General features: G+C 73.2%; 13 protein-coding genes and 1 tRNA gene. 8 read left to right on the plus strand and 6 right to left on the minus strand.

The genetic code is table 11. From position 1 onward, the window contains the following. Entirely contained in the window at positions 1-1,302 is a 1,302-nt protein-coding gene (locus tag K330_RS0100330; RefSeq protein WP_022919866.1) for an acetyl-CoA C-acetyltransferase, read from the minus strand. A gap of 101 nt (positions 1,303-1,403) precedes the next feature. Between K330_RS0100330 and K330_RS18090 the strand changes: the two genes are divergently transcribed. From K330_RS18090 to K330_RS18095, 3 genes are all read left to right on the plus strand, one after another. Next, the gene (locus K330_RS18090) at positions 1,404-2,117 is read left to right on the plus strand and encodes a TetR/AcrR family transcriptional regulator (RefSeq protein WP_022919867.1); all 714 of its coding nucleotides are present in this window, start codon (positions 1,404-1,406) and stop codon (positions 2,115-2,117) included. Continuing rightward, a complete protein-coding gene (locus K330_RS0100340) occupies positions 2,114-4,144 on the plus strand; it encodes an acyl-CoA dehydrogenase family protein (RefSeq protein ID WP_022919868.1) in 2,031 nt (676 codons plus the stop codon). The genes K330_RS18090 and K330_RS0100340 overlap by 4 nt, the downstream gene beginning before the upstream one ends. Positions 4,145-4,248: 104 nt before the next feature. Next, complete coding sequence (locus K330_RS18095; RefSeq protein ID WP_022919869.1) at positions 4,249-6,198, plus strand: DVUA0089 family protein; 1,950 nt, start codon at positions 4,249-4,251, stop codon at positions 6,196-6,198. A gap of 68 nt (positions 6,199-6,266) precedes the next feature. Here K330_RS18095 and K330_RS0100350 read toward each other — a convergent pair whose 3' ends face one another. Next, the gene (locus K330_RS0100350; RefSeq protein WP_022919870.1) at positions 6,267-7,025 is read right to left on the minus strand and encodes an alpha/beta fold hydrolase; all 759 of its coding nucleotides are present in this window, start codon (positions 7,023-7,025) and stop codon (positions 6,267-6,269) included. Between the two features lie 62 nt (positions 7,026-7,087). Between K330_RS0100350 and K330_RS0100355 the strand changes: the two genes are divergently transcribed. Further along, complete coding sequence (locus K330_RS0100355) at positions 7,088-8,053, plus strand: helix-turn-helix transcriptional regulator (RefSeq protein WP_022919871.1); 966 nt, start codon at positions 7,088-7,090, stop codon at positions 8,051-8,053. Positions 8,054-8,063: 10 nt separating this feature from the next. On the opposite strand, the gene rocD is transcribed toward K330_RS0100355, so the two are convergent. The 3 genes from rocD to K330_RS0100370 form a co-directional block, all read right to left on the minus strand. Beyond that, positions 8,064-9,287 (minus strand): ornithine--oxo-acid transaminase, encoded by a 1,224-nt coding sequence (gene rocD, locus K330_RS0100360; protein ID WP_022919872.1) that lies wholly within the window; start codon positions 9,285-9,287, stop codon positions 8,064-8,066. A 98-nt stretch (positions 9,288-9,385) separates the two neighbouring features. Beyond that, complete coding sequence (locus tag K330_RS0100365; protein WP_084616995.1) at positions 9,386-10,675, minus strand: MFS transporter; 1,290 nt, start codon at positions 10,673-10,675, stop codon at positions 9,386-9,388. Between the two features lie 64 nt (positions 10,676-10,739). Then, positions 10,740-11,237 carry a YajQ family cyclic di-GMP-binding protein gene (locus K330_RS0100370; protein WP_022919874.1) on the minus strand — a complete coding sequence of 166 codons (498 nt, stop codon included), beginning with the start codon at positions 11,235-11,237 and terminating at the stop codon, positions 10,740-10,742. Positions 11,238-11,317: 80 nt separating this feature from the next. Between K330_RS0100370 and K330_RS0100375 the strand changes: the two genes are divergently transcribed. From K330_RS0100375 to folP, 4 genes are all read left to right on the plus strand, one after another. Further along, a tRNA-Tyr gene (locus K330_RS0100375) sits at positions 11,318-11,403 on the plus strand. A gap of 192 nt (positions 11,404-11,595) precedes the next feature. Further along, entirely contained in the window at positions 11,596-12,147 is a 552-nt protein-coding gene (locus K330_RS0100380; RefSeq protein WP_022919875.1) for an RNA polymerase sigma factor, read from the plus strand. Between the two features lie 67 nt (positions 12,148-12,214). Next, positions 12,215-13,660, plus strand: a complete 1,446-nt coding sequence (locus K330_RS0100385) for a hypothetical protein (RefSeq protein ID WP_022919876.1) — start codon at positions 12,215-12,217, stop codon at positions 13,658-13,660. Between the two features lie 82 nt (positions 13,661-13,742). Then, on the plus strand, positions 13,743-14,687 hold the full coding sequence (folP, locus tag K330_RS0100390) for a dihydropteroate synthase (RefSeq protein WP_022919877.1): 945 nt from the start codon (positions 13,743-13,745) through the stop codon (positions 14,685-14,687). Positions 14,688-14,702: 15 nt separating this feature from the next. Here the strand turns inward: folP and htpX are convergent, their stop codons facing one another. Then, positions 14,703-15,578, minus strand: a complete 876-nt coding sequence (htpX, locus tag K330_RS0100395) for a zinc metalloprotease HtpX (protein ID WP_022919878.1) — start codon at positions 15,576-15,578, stop codon at positions 14,703-14,705. Positions 15,579-15,625: the final 47 nt, after the last annotated feature.

Genomic DNA, 15,625 nt, shown 5'->3' on the forward strand with positions numbered 1-15,625 from the left:
TCAGCACCCTTCCAGGATCGCGACGACGCCCTGGCCGCCGGCGGCACAGATCGAGACGAGGCCACGGCTGCCCGGGCCCTCCTCGGCGAGCAGCTTGGCCATCGTGGCCACGATCCGCCCGCCGGTGGCGGCGAAGGGGTGGCCCGCCGCCAGCGAGGAACCGTGGACGTTGAGCCGGCTGCGGTCGACGGCGCCGAGCGGGGCGTCCAGCCCGAGCCGGTCGCGACAGAACTCCTCGGACTCCCACGCCGCGAGGGTGGCGAGCACGGTGGAGGCGAACGCCTCGTGGATCTCGTAGAGGTCGAAGTCCTGCAGCGCCAGGCCCTGGCGCTCCAGCAGGCGGGGGACGGCATACGCCGGGGCCATGAGCAGGCCCTCGTCGCCGGAGACGTAGTCGACCGCGGCGACCTCGGCGTCGACGAAGCGGGCCAGCACGGGCAGGTTGCGCTCGGCCGCCCACTCCCGGCTGCCCAGCAGCACCAGGGCCGCCCCGTCGGAGAGCGGCGTGGAGTTGCCCGCCGTCATGGTCGCGCCCTCGCCCTTGCCGAAGACCGGCGACAGCGTGGCCAGCTTCTCCACGGACGTGTCGGGCCGCAGGCCCTGGTCCCGGGAGAGCGTCAGGAAGCCGGTGGCGAGGTCGTCGAAGAAGCCGGAGTCCCAGGCGCGGGCAAGGTTGTGGTGGCTCGCGGCGGCCAGCTCGTCCTGCGCCTCGCGGGTGATCCCCCACTCCTTGGCGGTGCGCGCCTGGTGCTCGCCCATCGACAGGCCGGTGCGGGGCTCGGCGTTGCGGGGGGACTCGGGCGCCAGGTCGCCGGGGCGGATGCCGGCGAGCGCCTTGACGCGCTGCATCGGCGTCCTCGCGGCGTTGGCGCGGATCAGCGCCTTGCGCAGGCCCTCGCCGACGGCGATCGGCGCGTCGCTCGCGGAGTCGACGCCGCCGGCGATGCCGGAGTCGAGCTGGCCCAGCCTGATCTTGTTGGCGACCTGGATGACCGTCTCCAGGCCGGTGCCGCAGGCCTGCTGCAGGTCGTAGGCGGGGGTGGTGGGTGCCAGCGCCGATCCCAGGACGGACTCGCGCGTGAGGTTGAAGTCGCGGGAGTGCTTGAGCACCGCGCCCGCCGCCACCTCACCGACCTGCTGGCCGGCCAGCCCGAAGCGGGCCACCAGGCCGTCGAGGGCGGCGGTGAGCATGGCCTGGTTGGACGCGGCGGCATACGCCCCGCCGGCCTTGCCGAAGGGGATCCGGTTGCCGCCGACGACGACGGCGTCGCGGGATGTCGGCGAAGTGGTCTGGTCGGACAAGCGAGGCTCCTAGGGGTGTGCCCGGCGCCCGGCGGCGACGGTCGGGAGGTATCCGGTACCGACTGTAGCCGATACGGCTCGTACGCGGTACCCTGTCCGGCATGACGCCCGCCTCACCGCTGACCGGCACGACCGGAGCCGTGCGCGACGGCCGCGACATGCGCTGGGAGGCGCACCGCACCCAGCGGCGCCGCCAGCTCGTCGAGGCGGCGCTGCGCGCGATCCGCCGGCACGGCGCGGGCGTCGGCATGGACGAGATCGCGGCCGAGGCGGCCACCAGCAAGACCGTGCTCTACCGGCACCTCGGGGACCGGGCGGGTCTCTACCGCGCCGTCGTGGCGGCCGTCGACGAGACGATCCTGGCGGACCTGTCGCAGGCGGGGTCGGGCGGCGGGGACGTGGTGGAGCGCATCGGCCAGATGGTCCGCTCCTACCTCGGCCTCGTCGAGCGCGACCCGGAGATCTACCGGTTCGTGGTGACCCGGCCGCTGGAGACCCCGGAGGGGGACGCCGGCGACCCGGTACACCGCATCACCGACCGCATCGCCGACCAGCTCACCGACGCCCTGCGCGACCACCTCCGAGGCGTCGGCGCCGACGCCGACCTGCTGGCCCCGGTGTGGGCGCACGGCATCGTCGGCATGGTCCGCAACGTCTCCGACACCTGGCTGGCCAGCCGCGCCGACGGCCGGCCGCACCTCGGCGCCGACGAGGTCACCGGGGCCGTGGTCGCGCTGATCCGCCCCGCCCTCTCCCGCCCCGACGCCATACCTGCACCAGCACAGCCCACCGCACCCTCCGGAGGACGACGATGACCACCCAGAGCCCGACCCACTCCCCCGCCGTCCAGACGGACGTGCCGCTGCCCGCCGCGGCGACCGAGGCCGCCACCCAGGTGGCGACGAGGGAGCAGATCACCGACCTCGGCGAGGGCCTGCGGCACGCCACCGGGGGCCGCTACGGCCCCGTCCGCGACCTGGCGCGGGCGAGCGTGCCCGCCGACCTGATGGTGCGCGACCCCTCCCTGTCCATGCCGGAGGCCCGCGAGTGGACCCGCCAGGCCCTGCGCCGCCTCGTCGGGCTCGGCATGGCGGGCAGCGGTTTCCCGGTCGCGCAGGGCGGCCTGGACGACCCGGGCCGCTCGTGCATCGACTTCGAGATGACGGCCCACGGCGACCTGTCGCTCACCGTGAAGTCCGGGGTCCACTTCGGCCTCTACGGCGGCGCCGTCACCGCCCTGGGCAGCACCTGGCACCACGAGCGCTTCATCCCCGCCAACCTCTCGTTGGAGCAGGTCGGCTGCTACGCCATGACGGAGTTCGGGCACGGCTCCGACGTCGCCTCGCTGGAGACGACCATCACCTACGACCGGGACAGCGACGAGCTGGTGGTCCACTCCCCCACGCCGTCGTCGGTCAAGACCTACATCGGGGCCGCGGCCGAGGACGCGCACATCGCCACCGTCTACGGCCAGCTCGTCGTGGACGGCACCTCCCACGGCGTGCACGTCGTGCTCGTGCCGCTGCGCGACGAGGCCGGCGCCGCGCTGCCGGGCGTGACGCTCGGCGACAACGGCTCCAAGGGCGGGCTGCTCGGCGTCGACAACGGCACCATCCGCTTCGAGCAGGTGCGGGTGCCGCGCTCGATGCTGCTCGACCGCTACGGCGGGATCGACGACTCCGGCGCCTACGTCTCCGACATCGAGAACGACAACAAGCGCTTCTTCACCATGCTGGGCACGCTGGTCCGGGGACGGATCTGCGTGGCCGCGGGCGCGGCGGTCTCGGCGCGCAAGGCGCTGTCCGTCGCGACCCGGTATGCCGTGCGCCGGCGCCAGTTCGGGGCCCCGGACCGCCAGGGCGAGGTGGTGCTGCTGGACTACCTGGCCCACCAGCGCAAGCTGCTGCCGGCGATCGCGACGTCCTACGCCCACATGTTCGCCCTCAACGAGATCGTCGAGCGCCTCCAGGAGCTGCACGAGGCGCCGGAGAAGGACCAGGTCGCCCAGCGCGAGCTGGAGACCCGTGCCGCCGGCCTCAAGGCCGTGATCACCCGGTTCGCCAACGACACCAACCAGGTCTGCCGCGAGGCGTGCGGCGGCGCCGGGTACATGGCGGAGAACGGCCTGACGGTGCTGCGCCAGGACGCCGACGTCTTCGCCACCTTCGAGGGCGACAACACCGTCCTGCTGCAGCTGGTGGCCAAGGGCCTGCTCACCGGGTACAAGGAGACGTGGGGCGACCTCGACATGCGGGGCATGGTGCAGTTCGCGGCGCGCTCGATCGGGGGCCAGTTCGTCGAGGCGACCGCGGTCCGTCCCCTGGTGGACCGTCTCGTGGCGGCCGCGGCCCGCCGCTCCGAGGACGAGACGCTGCTGGAGCGCGGCTGGCACCTGTCGATGTTCGCCGACCGGGAGAAGCACGTGCTGGAGACCCTGGCCAACCGGTTGCGCAAGGCCAAGGACGGCGACGCCTTCGAGGCCTTCAACAACGCCCAGGACCACGTGCTGCTCGCCGCCCGGACCCACATGGACCGCGTCGTGCTCGAGGCGTTCGTGGCCGGCATCGACGCCCTGGAGGAGGGGGAGGTCCGCGACGCCCTCGAGCGGCTGTGCACCCTCTACGCGCTCAACTCGATCGAGGCCGACTCCGGCTGGTTCCAGGCGCACAACCGGATGTCCGCCGCCCGCGCCAAGGCGGTCACCGCGCAGGTCAACAAGCTCTGCGGGGAGCTGCGGCCGGTGGCCGTCGAGCTCGTCGAGGGCATGGGTGTGCCCGAGGCGTGGCTGGGCTCGGCGATGCTGACCGAGCCCGAGCGCTGGACGCCCGGCTCGGCGGACTGACCCGCCACGCCGGAAGGGGGTACCGGCCGGGACGCACGCAGGTCTACCGTCAACTCGTGACCTCGTGGTCGTCCAGACCCGGGGCACGGGGACCGGGAGGAACCATGCGAACGTCATACCTCGTCGCGCTGTCCGTCTCCGGGGTGCTGGCCGCCAGCGCCCTGCCACCCGCCGTCGCAGCCCCGGCCGGCACCCCCGAGGACGGCGCACCCGCCCCGACCGAGGCCACGGCCGAGAAGGTCGCCTCGAAGGTGCAGCGGCCCCAGGGCCCCAACCCCTACCTCGCCCTGCTGCCCGACGGCGGGCAGACCGCGGACTACGGGGCCTGGACGGCATACATGGCCGCGCAGGCCCACGTCCGGTCGCTGCAGCGCCAGAGCACGGTCACCACCTTCGAGGCGCAGCAGCAGGGCCGCCAGCCACGCGGCCCGCTGGTCTACCAGGAGCTCGAGGCGGAGGGTGTCCGCGGGGGCAACGACACCCTGGCCACCGCAGAGCGGGTCCGCGGACTGGGCACCGACCGTCGGGAGAGCGCCGCGGCGCAGGTCCTGGGCTGGCTGGCGTCGACGGAGGGTGAGGTCGCCGTCCTGCCGCCGAACGCCGAGGACGACGGGTCCATCCCGCTCGCCCGGGACACCGGTGTCGGTGAGACGGTCAGCGCGGTCACCACGACCGGGACCGTGGGCGACGGACCGCACGGCTCTGCCGGCACCGGCACGGGCGACCTCGACGCCTACGCGGTCTCGGGGCTGGCCGGGCAGGTGCTGACCGTCGACATCGTCACCCCCGAGGGGGACCTCGACCCCATGCTGCTGCTCTTCGACGCGGAGGGACAGCTGGTGGGCTTCAACGACGACACCGCGGAGGGCCTCGACAGCCGCCTCACGCTCGGGGTCCCCGCCGACGGGACGTACTACGCGTTCGTCGCCGGGTTCCCCACCTTCCCGCTCGACCCCTTCGACAGCGCCAGCGGTGACGGGGCGGGGTCGGAGGGGCCCTACGAGCTGAGCATCACCCAGGTCGAGCAGGACACCGACGTGTTCGCCGTCGACCTCGAGGAGGGCGACGTCCTCGGCCTGTCGGTCTCCGGGAGCGCGACCGTCCTGGACGTCCTCGAACCGGACGGCACGCTCGTGCACGGCTCGGAGCAGGACGCGAGCTTCATCTACCCGTTGGCCTCGCCCCTGCCGGGTGGGGGCAACGCCGTCAACGACCACGTCGCGGACGTGGACGGCCGTCACTACGTCGCCGTGCGCGGCACGGGAGGCGCCTACGACCTGACGGCCGAGGTCTACCGCCCCGGGCTCGAGGGACAACGGCGCGAGCAGACGCTGTTCCTCGACTTCGACGGCGCACGGGTCAACACCGCGATCTGGGGCGGGCCGGGCGTGCGCCAGCTGAGCCCGCTCACCTCCTTCCTCGACGACTGGGGACTGTCGCAGGCGGACTACAAGCCCCTCGTGCGCGAGATCGTCGCGACCGTGCGGGAGAACCTCGAGCGCGACCTGCGGCGCAGCGGCCTGGACGAGGACGTGGAGATCCGGATCCGCAACAGCCTCCAGCACCGCGACCCCTTCGGGCAGGACAACGTCAGCAGGGTCGTCGTCGGGGGCACGATCGCGGAGTCGGGTGTCGACACCATCGGCATCGCGCAGTCCATCGACCCGGGCAACTTCGACCAGGAGGAGACGGCCCTGGTGCTGCTCGACGTCCTCAGCAGCGACCCCGACGTCTTCGGCGACGCCTCGCTCAACTTCTACCTCGCGCCGCAGAGCGACAGGGTCGGCTTCGTCGGCCAGGCCATCGGCAACGTGACCAGCCACGAGGCGGGCCACTTCTTCGGCGACTGGCACGTCGACCAGTTCAACGACGTGCTCAACCTGATGGACCAGGGCGGCAACTTCCCGCTGCTCTACGGCGCCGGCCCGGACGGGGTGGGTGGCACCGCGGACGACCCGGACGTCGACTTCGGGGAGGACGTGTTCGTGCCCAACGAGGGTTTCCGCGGCGTCCAGGACACCCTCACCCGCGTCGCTGCCGTCCTGCCGGACTGACCGCGGCGTCCCACGGTCCCGTGGGACTGTCGAGCATGTCGGCACTCCCACGGGACCGGGCGCCCCCGTCAGGCCAGGGCGGCGTCGGCGATGACCTCGGCCAGCCGCCGCGGCTCGCTCCACATCGGCCAGTGCCCCGTCGGCAGGTCGATCATGGTGAGGTCGCGGTAGTCCGGCAGCGCCGCCAGGAAGTTGCCGCCCTCCTCGGCCCAGGCACGGTAGTCCTCGCTGGACCAGGACGTGGCCACGAGGGTCATCGGCACGTCGTGCCGGCGGTCGTCCGAGAGCGACACCGGCTCACGCAGCGCCGCGCCGGGCTGCGGCACCGCCCGGTGGCGGAAGGTGCGCAGCTGCTCGTCGGTCAGCCCGCGCATGGAGCCCTGCGCCAGCTCGTCGTCCCACTGCGCCGTCACGGGGTGGTCGTCCCCGTCGAACCCGGCGTCCATCGCGAACCCCTCGCCCGCGGGCGCGGTGTCGACCCACACCACGTGGGCGACCTGGTCGACGTGGCGGTCCAGGGCCACGGTGGCGGGCGCGGCCGCACCGCTGTGGGCCACCAGCACGACGCGCGAGCCCTCGGGCGCCGTCGCGACCGCGTCCTCGACCGCGCGGACGTGGTCCTCGAGCGTGACCGCCCCCCGGTCGGGGTGGTCGGGCTCGAGGCCGGGGAGGGTGAGCGCCGTCGCGGTCAGGCCCCGCTCGCGCAGGTGCGGGAGGACGTCGTCCCAGGCCCAGGCGCCCAGCCAGAAGCCGGGGACGAGGACGACATGGGTGGGGCGGGCCGAGGCGTCGCGGGAGGTGACCTGGTCGGGTGAGGAGTGCGTCATACCCCGAGCCTGCCGGGGAATGCGGACAGCAACGGTCCGCGACCCGGTGGCAGGGTAGGGGCATGAGCGATCCCACGGCGCGCGTCCTGCAGCTGCTCGGGCTCCTGCAGGCCAGGGCCATGTGGACGGGCGAGGAGCTGGCGGAGCGGCTCGGCGTCACCACCCGCAGCGTGCGCCGCGACGTCGACCGGCTGCGCCGGCTGGGCTACCCGGTGCGGGCCAGCACCGGCCTGGGCGGGGGCTACCAGCTGGGCGCCGGGGGCAAGCTGCCGCCGCTGCTGCTGGACCCCGACGAGGCCGTCGCGGTCACGGTGAGCCTGCGGGTGGCGGCGGGCGGCTCGGTGACCGGTGTCGAGGAGTCGGCGCTGCGCGCGCTGGCCAAGCTCGACCAGGTCCTGCCGGCCTCGCTGCGCGGTGAGGTCGAGGCGATCAGCCAGGCCGTGGTGGCCGTCGAGGGCGTCTCCGTGCCGGTCGCGGCGGCCCTGCTCAGCACCGTCGCCCGTGCCTGCCGCGACCGGGTGCTGCTGGACTTCGCCTACCGCGACCGGGCCGGCGGGCGGACCACCAGGCGCGTGGAGCCCTACCGGGTCGTGACGATGGGTCGGCGCTGGTACCTGCTCGCGCACGACAGCGGCAAGGACGACTGGCGCTCGTTCCGCCTCGACCGCGTCGACGCCGACACCGTCCACGCGACGACGTTTCGCTTCACACCGCGCCCGGCGCCGGACCCGGTGGAGTACGTCCGCCAGTCCGTGCTGCGCTCCCCCTACAGGTATGTCGCACGGCTGCGGCTCCACGCGCCGCTGGACGACGTGGCGGGCAGGGTCCCGCAGAACGCCGGCGCCCTGACCGACCTGGGCGACGGCACCTGCGAGCTGGAGACCGGCGCGGAGACGCTGGACTACCTGGCGATCGAGACGCTGTGGCTGGGGGTGCCCTTCGAGGTGCTCGACCCGCCCGAGCTGCGGGACAGGGTGCGGGAGCTGGCGGGCCGGCTGCACGAGGCAGCCGGCCCGGCCGACCCCTGACCGCAGGGGCTCAGCCCCCGGCGGCCTCGGTGACGACCTCGGTGAGGGCGTCGGTGATGACCTTCAGCTCCTCTGCGGTGATGGTCAGCGGCGGGGCCAGGCGGATCGTCGAGCCGTGGGTGTCCTTGGCCAGGACGCCCTTCCTGGCCAGCCGCTTGCAGGCCTCCTTGCCGCTGAGCAGGTCGGGGTCGATGTCGATGCCGGCCCACAGGCCGCGGACGCGGACCTCCTGCACGCCCTTGCCGATGAGCGCCTCCAGGGACTCGCGGAACTGGCCCTCGAGGGCGGCGGCGTTCTGCTGGTGCTCACCGGTGGCGAGCAGGTCGCAGACCGCCTTGCCGACAGCTGCGGCCAGCGGGTTGCCGCCGAACGTCGAGCCGTGGGTGCCGGGGGTGATGACCTCCATGACCGCCGTGTCGGCGGCGACGGCCGAGACCGGCACGATGCCGCCGCCGAGCGCCTTGCCCAGGGTGTAGATGTCGGCCTCGACGTCCTCGTACTGGCAGGCCAGGGTGGTGCCGACGCGGCCCAGGCCGGCCTGGATCTCGTCGGCGATCATCAGCACGTTCGTGCGGGTGCACAGCTCGCGCAGGCCGGGCAGGAAGCCCTCCTTGGGGATCTTCACGCCCTGCTCGCCCTGGATCGGCTCGACGAGCACCGCGACGGTGTCGTCGTCGATCGCGGCCTCGACGGCGGCCAGGTCGCCGTAGGGCACCGACTCGAAGCCCTGGGTGTAGGGGCCGTAGTGGTCGCGGGCCTCGGGGTCGTCGGAGAAGGAGATGATCGTCGTGGTGCGGCCGTGGAAGTTGCCGTCCATGACGATGATCTTGGCCCGCTCGGCCTGGACGCCCTTGACGAGGTAGCCCCACTTGCGGGCGATCTTCAGCGCGGTCTCGACCGCCTCGGCGCCGGTGTTCATCGGCAGGATCATGTCCTTGCCGACGAGCTCGGACAGCGCCTGGCAGAACGGGCCCAGCTGGTCGTTGTGGAAGGCGCGGCTGGTCAGCGTCGACCGGTCCAGCTGGTCCTTGGCCGCCTGCACCAGCGCCGGGTGGCGGTGGCCGAAGTTGAGGGCGGAGTAGCCCGACAGCGCGTCGAGGTAGCGGTTGCCCTCCACGTCGGTGACCCAGATGCCCTCGGCGTGCTCGACCACGACCGGCAGCGGGCTGTAGTTGTGGGCGGCGACCTTGTCCTCGAGGTCGATGAAGTCCTGGTTGGTGGTCAGCTGCGTCATGCGGTCATCCTAGGGGTGAGGCGGGGCAGGGCCGCACGGCCACTACGCGTAGTCATGCGGGGTCGCGCAAAAGTATGCGCCATCTCCGGGGGCGCGGATCAGCTCACGTCGAGCGCGTCGCCGGCCTGCTCGGGCAACAGCAGGTATGCCGCGAGCGCACCGAGGGCGAAGGTCGCCCCGAAGATCGCGAAGAGGCCTGCGTCGCCCCACCAGCCGAGCACGACCGGCACCGACAGCGGCGCCACGACGGAGGCGATCCGCCCGAAGCCGGCGGCGGCGCCCGCGCCCGCGCCGCGGATCGTCGTGGGGTAGATCTCCGGGGTGACGGCATAGAGGGCACCCCAGGCACCGAGGTTGAAGAAGGACAGCGCCATGCCGGCGGCGAGCACCTGCCCGGTGCCGTCCGCCAGCCCGAAGAGCCCTGCCGAGGCGGCCGAGCCGAGCAGGAAGGTCGCCAGCGTCACGCGCCGGCCCCAGACCTCGACGAGGAAGGCGGCCACGGCATACCCGGGGAGCTGGGCGAGGGTGATGACCAGCGTGTAGCCGAAGGAGCGCACCAGGTCGTAGCCCTGGGCGTAGAGCAGGCTGGGCAGCCAGATGAACGCCCCGTAGTAGGAGAAGTTGACGCAGAACCACACCAGCCAGATGCCCGCGGTGCGGCGACGGTAGGCCGGGGACCACAGCTGGCCCGGCGTGCGCGGGGCGGCCGCGGCGACGGGGCGGCTCGGCTGCGGCTCGACCCCCGCGGACGCCTCGAACCGGCGGACCACCGCCTCGGCCTCCTCGACGCGGCCCCGCCGCTCCAGGAACAACGGCGACTCGGGCAGCCCCCACCGGATGACCACCGCCCACAGCGCCGGGACCAGGCCGATGGCGAAGGCCCAGCGCCAGCCCTCCTCGAAGCGGGGGACGACGAAGAAGCCGATGAGCGCGGCCAGGACCCACCCGACCGCCCAGAACGACTCGAGCGCGACGACCATCCGGCCGCGGATCCGCGTGGGCGACAGCTCGCTGACCAGCGTGGAGGCCACGGGCAGCTCGGCCCCCAGGCCGATGCCGACCAGGAAGCGCAGGACCAGCAGCGCCGCCAGGCCGGTGGCCAGCGCCGAGGCCCCGGTCGCCAGGCCGTAGACGAGCAGGGTGACGGCGAAGACCGTGCGGCGCCCGTAGCGGTCGGCCAGGAGCCCGCCGAAGGTCGCGCCGATCGCCATCCCGACGAAGCCGATCGACAGCAGCCAGGACTGCTCGGTCGGCGACAGGCCCCAGGACGTGGCGATCGCGAGACCGACGAAGGAGATAAGGCCCACGTCCATCGCGTCCAGGGCCCACCCGGTGCCCGCGCCGAGCAGGGTGCGCGTGTGCAGGCGCGTGAACGGCAGCCCACCCATCCGCTCGGGGCGGGTGGGCAGCCGCCGCTGGTCGGTCCGCTCCCCGGCGGGCGTCGACGCCACCTCAGCGGTAGTTGGTGAACTGCAGGGCCACGTCCAGGTCCTTGCCCTTGAGCAGGCGCTGGACCTCCTGCAGGTCGTCGCGCGACTTGGACGTCACCCGCAGCTCCTCGCCCTGGATGGTCGGCTTGACGCCCTTGGGCCCCTCCTCGCGGATGATCTTGGAGATCTTCTTGGCGTTCTCGCTGGAGATGCCGGACTTCAGCGCCGCCTCGAGGCGGTACTCCTTGCCCGAGATCCGCGGCTCGCCGTCGTTGCTGTAGTCGAGGTGCTTGAGGGAGACGCCGCGCTTGACCAGCTTGGTCTGCAGCACGTCGAGCACCGCCTTGCAGCGCTCCTCGCTGCTGGCGGCCATCTTGATGACCTCGCCCGTCAGCTCGACGCTGGCGCCGACGTTCTTGAAGTCGTAGCGCTGACTGATCTCCTTGGCGGCCTGGTTGACGGCGTTGGCGACCTCCTGATGGTCGACCTTGCTGACGATGTCGAAGGACGAGTCGGCCATGCGGCATACCTCCTGTGTGCGGTTCGGACCTGCTCGGTGAGGCTGTTATCCTTTCATCCGCGCGCCCCGCTGCGCGCACTGGCAGGTTGTCCGAGCGGCCAATGGAAGCGGACTGTAAATCCGTCGGCGTATGCCTACGCAGGTTCGAATCCTGCACCTGCCACCAGCGATAGACGGCCGGTCGGCGCCCCTGTGGGCGCGGCCGGCCGTTCTGCATCCCCGACGCGTCCCGGTCCGGAGAGCGGCCCCTGCCCCGTCCTCCCTGCGGCCGATGCAACAGGTGGGACCGGAGCGACATAGTGAGGATGTCGGCGCCCCAGCAGGGGCGCCGCCGCCAACGACCGGCAGGAGGGACCACATGGCGCTACGCCTCGCGGGTGAGGGGGGTGCCGACGCAGGGTCGGTGCCCGGGACGCTGCTGCGGGACGCCCCGTGGTTCGACGGCTTCTTCGCCCAGCACGCCACGTCCGTCCACCGTTACTTCGTCCGGCGGGCCAGCCACGTCGACGTCGAGGACCTCACGGCCGAGGTCTTCGCCACGGCCTGGCGGCGCCGGGAGAAGATCCCGGAGGGCTTCGAGCTGCCCTGGCTCTACAAGACCGCCTCCTACGTGCTCGCCAACCACCGCCGCAAGCCCACCCTGACGCTCGTGTCCGACTACTCGGCGCAGGAGGAGGGGCAGACCGCCCGCAGCGTGGACCCGGCCGAGCTGGTGATGGCCGACGACGAGGTCCGGCGTGCCCTGGCGCGGCTGAGCGCACGGGACCGCACCGTCCTGATGCTCCACGCCTGGGAGGGTCTGGACGGCGAGGGCATGGCCGCGGCGCTGGGCCTGACCCGCGGAGGGGCGGCCGCCGCCCTCTCCCGCGCCAGGGCCCGCCTCCGCGAGGCCTGGGACGAGGACCACTGAGGCGTCGACCCCCACGAGGGCCCACCCCCGACGACTTCCCTGACACGACTGAGCAAGGAGAACCACGATGGTCGACCACGACACCGACGAGGCACTGGCCCGGCTTCGCGCCAGCGACCCGGCCACGGGCTCGCACCCCGACCTGCACTCGCTGCGCCAGCGCATCGCCCACAAGGCCCCCGCCAGCCAGGGCTCCGACAGCGCCACCCTGCTCCACGACGACCCCTTCCGCGGCCAGGGCCTGCGCGCCCCGTGGATCGCCGCGGCCGCGGTGGCCGCCTTCGGCTTCGGGGCCGGCGGCTACGCCATCGGTGCCCAGCAGGCTCCCGACGGCGGTGGACAGCTCGTCGCCGGCCAGCCCGACTCCGATGAGGCCGCGCGCGACGACGGGGCCTGGGCGAGCGCCGGCCCGGACGGCCTGATCGCCAGCTCGGACTCGGACGCGGGGTTCGCCGGGGAGAGCACCGCCATGGGCGGTGACTCCCAGCCCTGGGACCCCGGCCCCGTGCGGCTCACCCCCGGCCCGGACCTGCCCTCCGAGCGCGGCACCGGCGAGGTGCGCGCGGTCGTCTCCGACGAGGACCCGGACGTGTTCCTGGACGCCTGGGCCGAGCGGATCGGCTTCGAGGGCGTCCGCGCGGCCCAGGACGGCGAGGACGGCACCGGCTGGTTCCCCGGGGACGCGCTCTACGACGTCGCCGGCGGTCGGATGCTCAGCGCCAACCTCGACGGCGGCAGCGGCCTGACCTTCAGCTACGAGGACATGTTCGCCAGCCCCTGGTGCAAGGACAGCTACTCCGGCATCCCCGAGCAGGAGCTGGAGCGGGTCAGGCAGGAGTGGGCGGCCTCGTTCGGGCCGGACGTGCCCTTCCCGGACGCGTCCCGCTGCGAGGACGTCTCGGGCGCGGCGCCCAGCGAGCAGCAGGCGCTGGCCGCGGCGGAGGACTTCCTGGCGACCACCGGCCTGGACCTGTCGGGCTACACGCTGCGGGTGCCGGAGTACCAGGACGAGACGGTCAACCAGGTCATGGTCGAGGGATGGCCGGAGGGCCAGCCGCAGGGTCACCTCATGGTCACCGCCCAGGTCGGCCCCGAGGGCGTGGTGAGCGCCTACGGCACGATCGGAGAGATGACCTCGCTCGGCGACTACCCGCTCATCTCTGCGGTGGAGGCCGTCGAGCGCTACGGCCAGCGGGAGTTCGGGATGGAGTACGGCGTCACCCTCGCCGAGGACATGGTCCCGGTCGAGACCGAGGCCGCGACCATGCCGGTGGAGCCCGGCTTCGAGATGGAGATGCCCGAGCCGGTGAAGATCGAGCCCGGCATGAAGATCCCCATGCTGCTCAAGGAGAAGGTCGTCACCGGTGCCGAGCTGACCACCGGCTCGATGTGGGCGCAGACCAGCGGCCCGCTGGAGGTGCCGACCTGGAAGCTCACCACCGACGACGGCATGCACTACGCGGTCCTGGCCCTGGCCGACGAGGCCATCGAGTGGCAGAGCTGGGGCGAGTGAGCACCGACCCGTCCTGACCGCCGACGCCCCGGGCACCCGCCCGGGGCGTCAGCAGGTCAGCAGCGGTGGCAGCATGCCAGTCATGACGACCGACCCGCTCCCCCGGCCGGTGGGGCTGCCACGCACCCCGGCCCTCGTGCTGCGGGGCCGCACCTTCGACGCCTCCCGACCGGCGGTCATGGCGATCATCAACCGCACCAGCGACTCGTTCTGGGCCGGCAACCGGCACGCCGCCCTCGAGGACGCCATGGAGGCGCTGCACGCCGCGGTCGGGGCCGGCGCCGACATCGTGGACGTGGGCGGCGTGCGGGCCGGCGCCGAGGGCGAGCACGTCTCCCCCGCCCAGGAGGTGGACCGGGTGGTGCCCTTCCTGGAGGCGGCGCGTGCCGCATACCCCCGCCTCGTGCTGTCCCTGGACACCTGGCGCAGCGAGGTCGCGCTCGCGGCCGGGGGCGTCGTCGACCTGGTCAACGACACCTGGGCCGGCCACGACCCGGAGCTGGTCCGGGTCGCGGCACGCATCGGCGCCGGCGTCGTCTGCTCGCACACCGGCGGGCTGCCTCCCCGCACTGACCCGGTCGGTATGCGGTACGCCGACGAGCGGGGCGACGACGAGCTCGCGGTCGTGCGGGACGTGCTGCGCGTGCTGGCGTCGGGAGCCCGCGTCGCGCAGGCGGCCGGCGTCCCGCCGGAGCGGATCCTGGTCGACCCCACCCTCGACTTCGGCAAGACGACCCGGCACTCGCTGGTCACCCTCCGGCACACGGCCGACGTCGCGGCGCTCGGCTACCCGGTGCTCCAGGCGCTCTCGCGCAAGGACTTCGTCGGGGAGACCCTCGACCTGCTCCCGGACGAGCGGCTGGAGGGCACCCTGGCCGCGACCGCGGTGGCGGCCTGGCTGGGGACCACGGTCTTCCGCGCCCACGACGTGCTGGCCACCCGCAGGGTCGTCGACATGGTGGCGACCATTCGCGGCGACCGGCCCCCGGCCGTCAGCGAGCGCGGCGAGCCGGGGAGGGCCGGCTGAGCCGACCGCGGGGGGTCAGAACCGCTCGATGCCGGGCTGGTTGCGCTGCGCCATCCCCTCGAGGCGCGCGATCCGCCGCTCCATCGGCGGGTGGGTGGCGAACATCGACCGCACGTCCTTGGCCCTGAAGGGGTTGGCGATCATCATGTGGCTCGCGTTGACCACGCGCGGCTCGGGCGCGAGCGGGGCCCGCGCGGTGCCGACCTCGAGCTTGCGCAGCGCCGACGCCAGGGCCAGCGGGTCACCGGTCAGCGCCGCACCGTCCTCGTCGGCGTCGAACTCGCGGGTCCGGCTGATCGCCAGCTGGATGACGGTGGCCGCGAACGGGGCCAGCAGCGCCATCGCCAGCATCGCCAGCGGGTTGCCGCCGTTGCCCCGGCTGGCGCCGCCGAAGAAGAGCATCATCTGGGCCACGGAGGTGATGACGCCCGCGACCCCGGCGGCGACCGAGCTGGTGAGGATGTCCCGGTTGTAGACGTGCATGAGCTCGTGGCCGAGCACGCCGCGCAGCTCGCGCTCGTCGAGCAGGTGCAGGATGCCCTCGGTGCAGCAGACCGCGGCGTTCTGCGGGTTGCGGCCCGTCGCGAACGCGTTGGGGGCCGCGGTGGGGCTGACGTAGAGCCGTGGCATCGGCTTGCCGGCGCGCTCGGAGAGCTCCTCGACGATGCGGTACATCGCCGGCTGCTGCTCCCGGGTCACGGGGACGGCCCGCATCGCGCGGATCGCCAGCTTGTCGGAGTTCCAGTAGCTGTAGAACGTCGTGCCCAGGCCGAGCAGGGCGAAGAGCCAGATGAACCTCCCGCCGCCGACCACCGCGCCGAGCCCGAGGAACAGGGCCCAGATCGCCCCGAAGAGCAGCGTCGTCTTCAGCCCGTTGAAGTGCCTGTGCATGTCAGGTCGAACGACGCGGGTCGGTGCGGTTGTTCCGGGCGGCGCCG

The organism is Ornithinimicrobium pekingense DSM 21552 (assembly GCF_000421185.1).
In the GTDB taxonomy this organism is placed as follows: domain Bacteria; phylum Actinomycetota; class Actinomycetes; order Actinomycetales; family Dermatophilaceae; genus Ornithinicoccus; species Ornithinicoccus pekingensis.

Bases quoted from the DNA above. Each gene is read 5' to 3' on its own strand.
- folP (WP_022919877.1), top strand. From the start codon at position 13,743: ATGACGACCGACCCGCTCCCCCGGCCGGTGGGGCTGCCACGCACCCCG.
- K330_RS0100355 (WP_022919871.1), top strand. From the start codon at position 7,088: ATGAGCGATCCCACGGCGCGCGTCCTGCAGCTGCTCGGGCTCCTGCAG.
- K330_RS0100365 (WP_084616995.1), bottom strand. From the start codon at position 10,675: ATGGGTGGGCTGCCGTTCACGCGCCTGCACACGCGCACCCTGCTCGGC.
- K330_RS0100350 (WP_022919870.1), bottom strand. From the start codon at position 7,025: ATGACGCACTCCTCACCCGACCAGGTCACCTCCCGCGACGCCTCGGCC.
- K330_RS0100370 (WP_022919874.1), bottom strand. From the start codon at position 11,237: ATGGCCGACTCGTCCTTCGACATCGTCAGCAAGGTCGACCATCAGGAG.
- K330_RS18095 (WP_022919869.1), top strand. From the start codon at position 4,249: ATGCGAACGTCATACCTCGTCGCGCTGTCCGTCTCCGGGGTGCTGGCC.
- K330_RS0100385 (WP_022919876.1), top strand. From the start codon at position 12,215: ATGGTCGACCACGACACCGACGAGGCACTGGCCCGGCTTCGCGCCAGC.
- K330_RS0100380 (WP_022919875.1), top strand. From the start codon at position 11,596: ATGGCGCTACGCCTCGCGGGTGAGGGGGGTGCCGACGCAGGGTCGGTG.
- K330_RS18090 (WP_022919867.1), top strand. From the start codon at position 1,404: ATGACGCCCGCCTCACCGCTGACCGGCACGACCGGAGCCGTGCGCGAC.
- K330_RS0100340 (WP_022919868.1), top strand. From the start codon at position 2,114: ATGACCACCCAGAGCCCGACCCACTCCCCCGCCGTCCAGACGGACGTG.
- rocD (WP_022919872.1), bottom strand. From the start codon at position 9,287: ATGACGCAGCTGACCACCAACCAGGACTTCATCGACCTCGAGGACAAG.
- htpX (WP_022919878.1), bottom strand. From the start codon at position 15,578: ATGCACAGGCACTTCAACGGGCTGAAGACGACGCTGCTCTTCGGGGCG.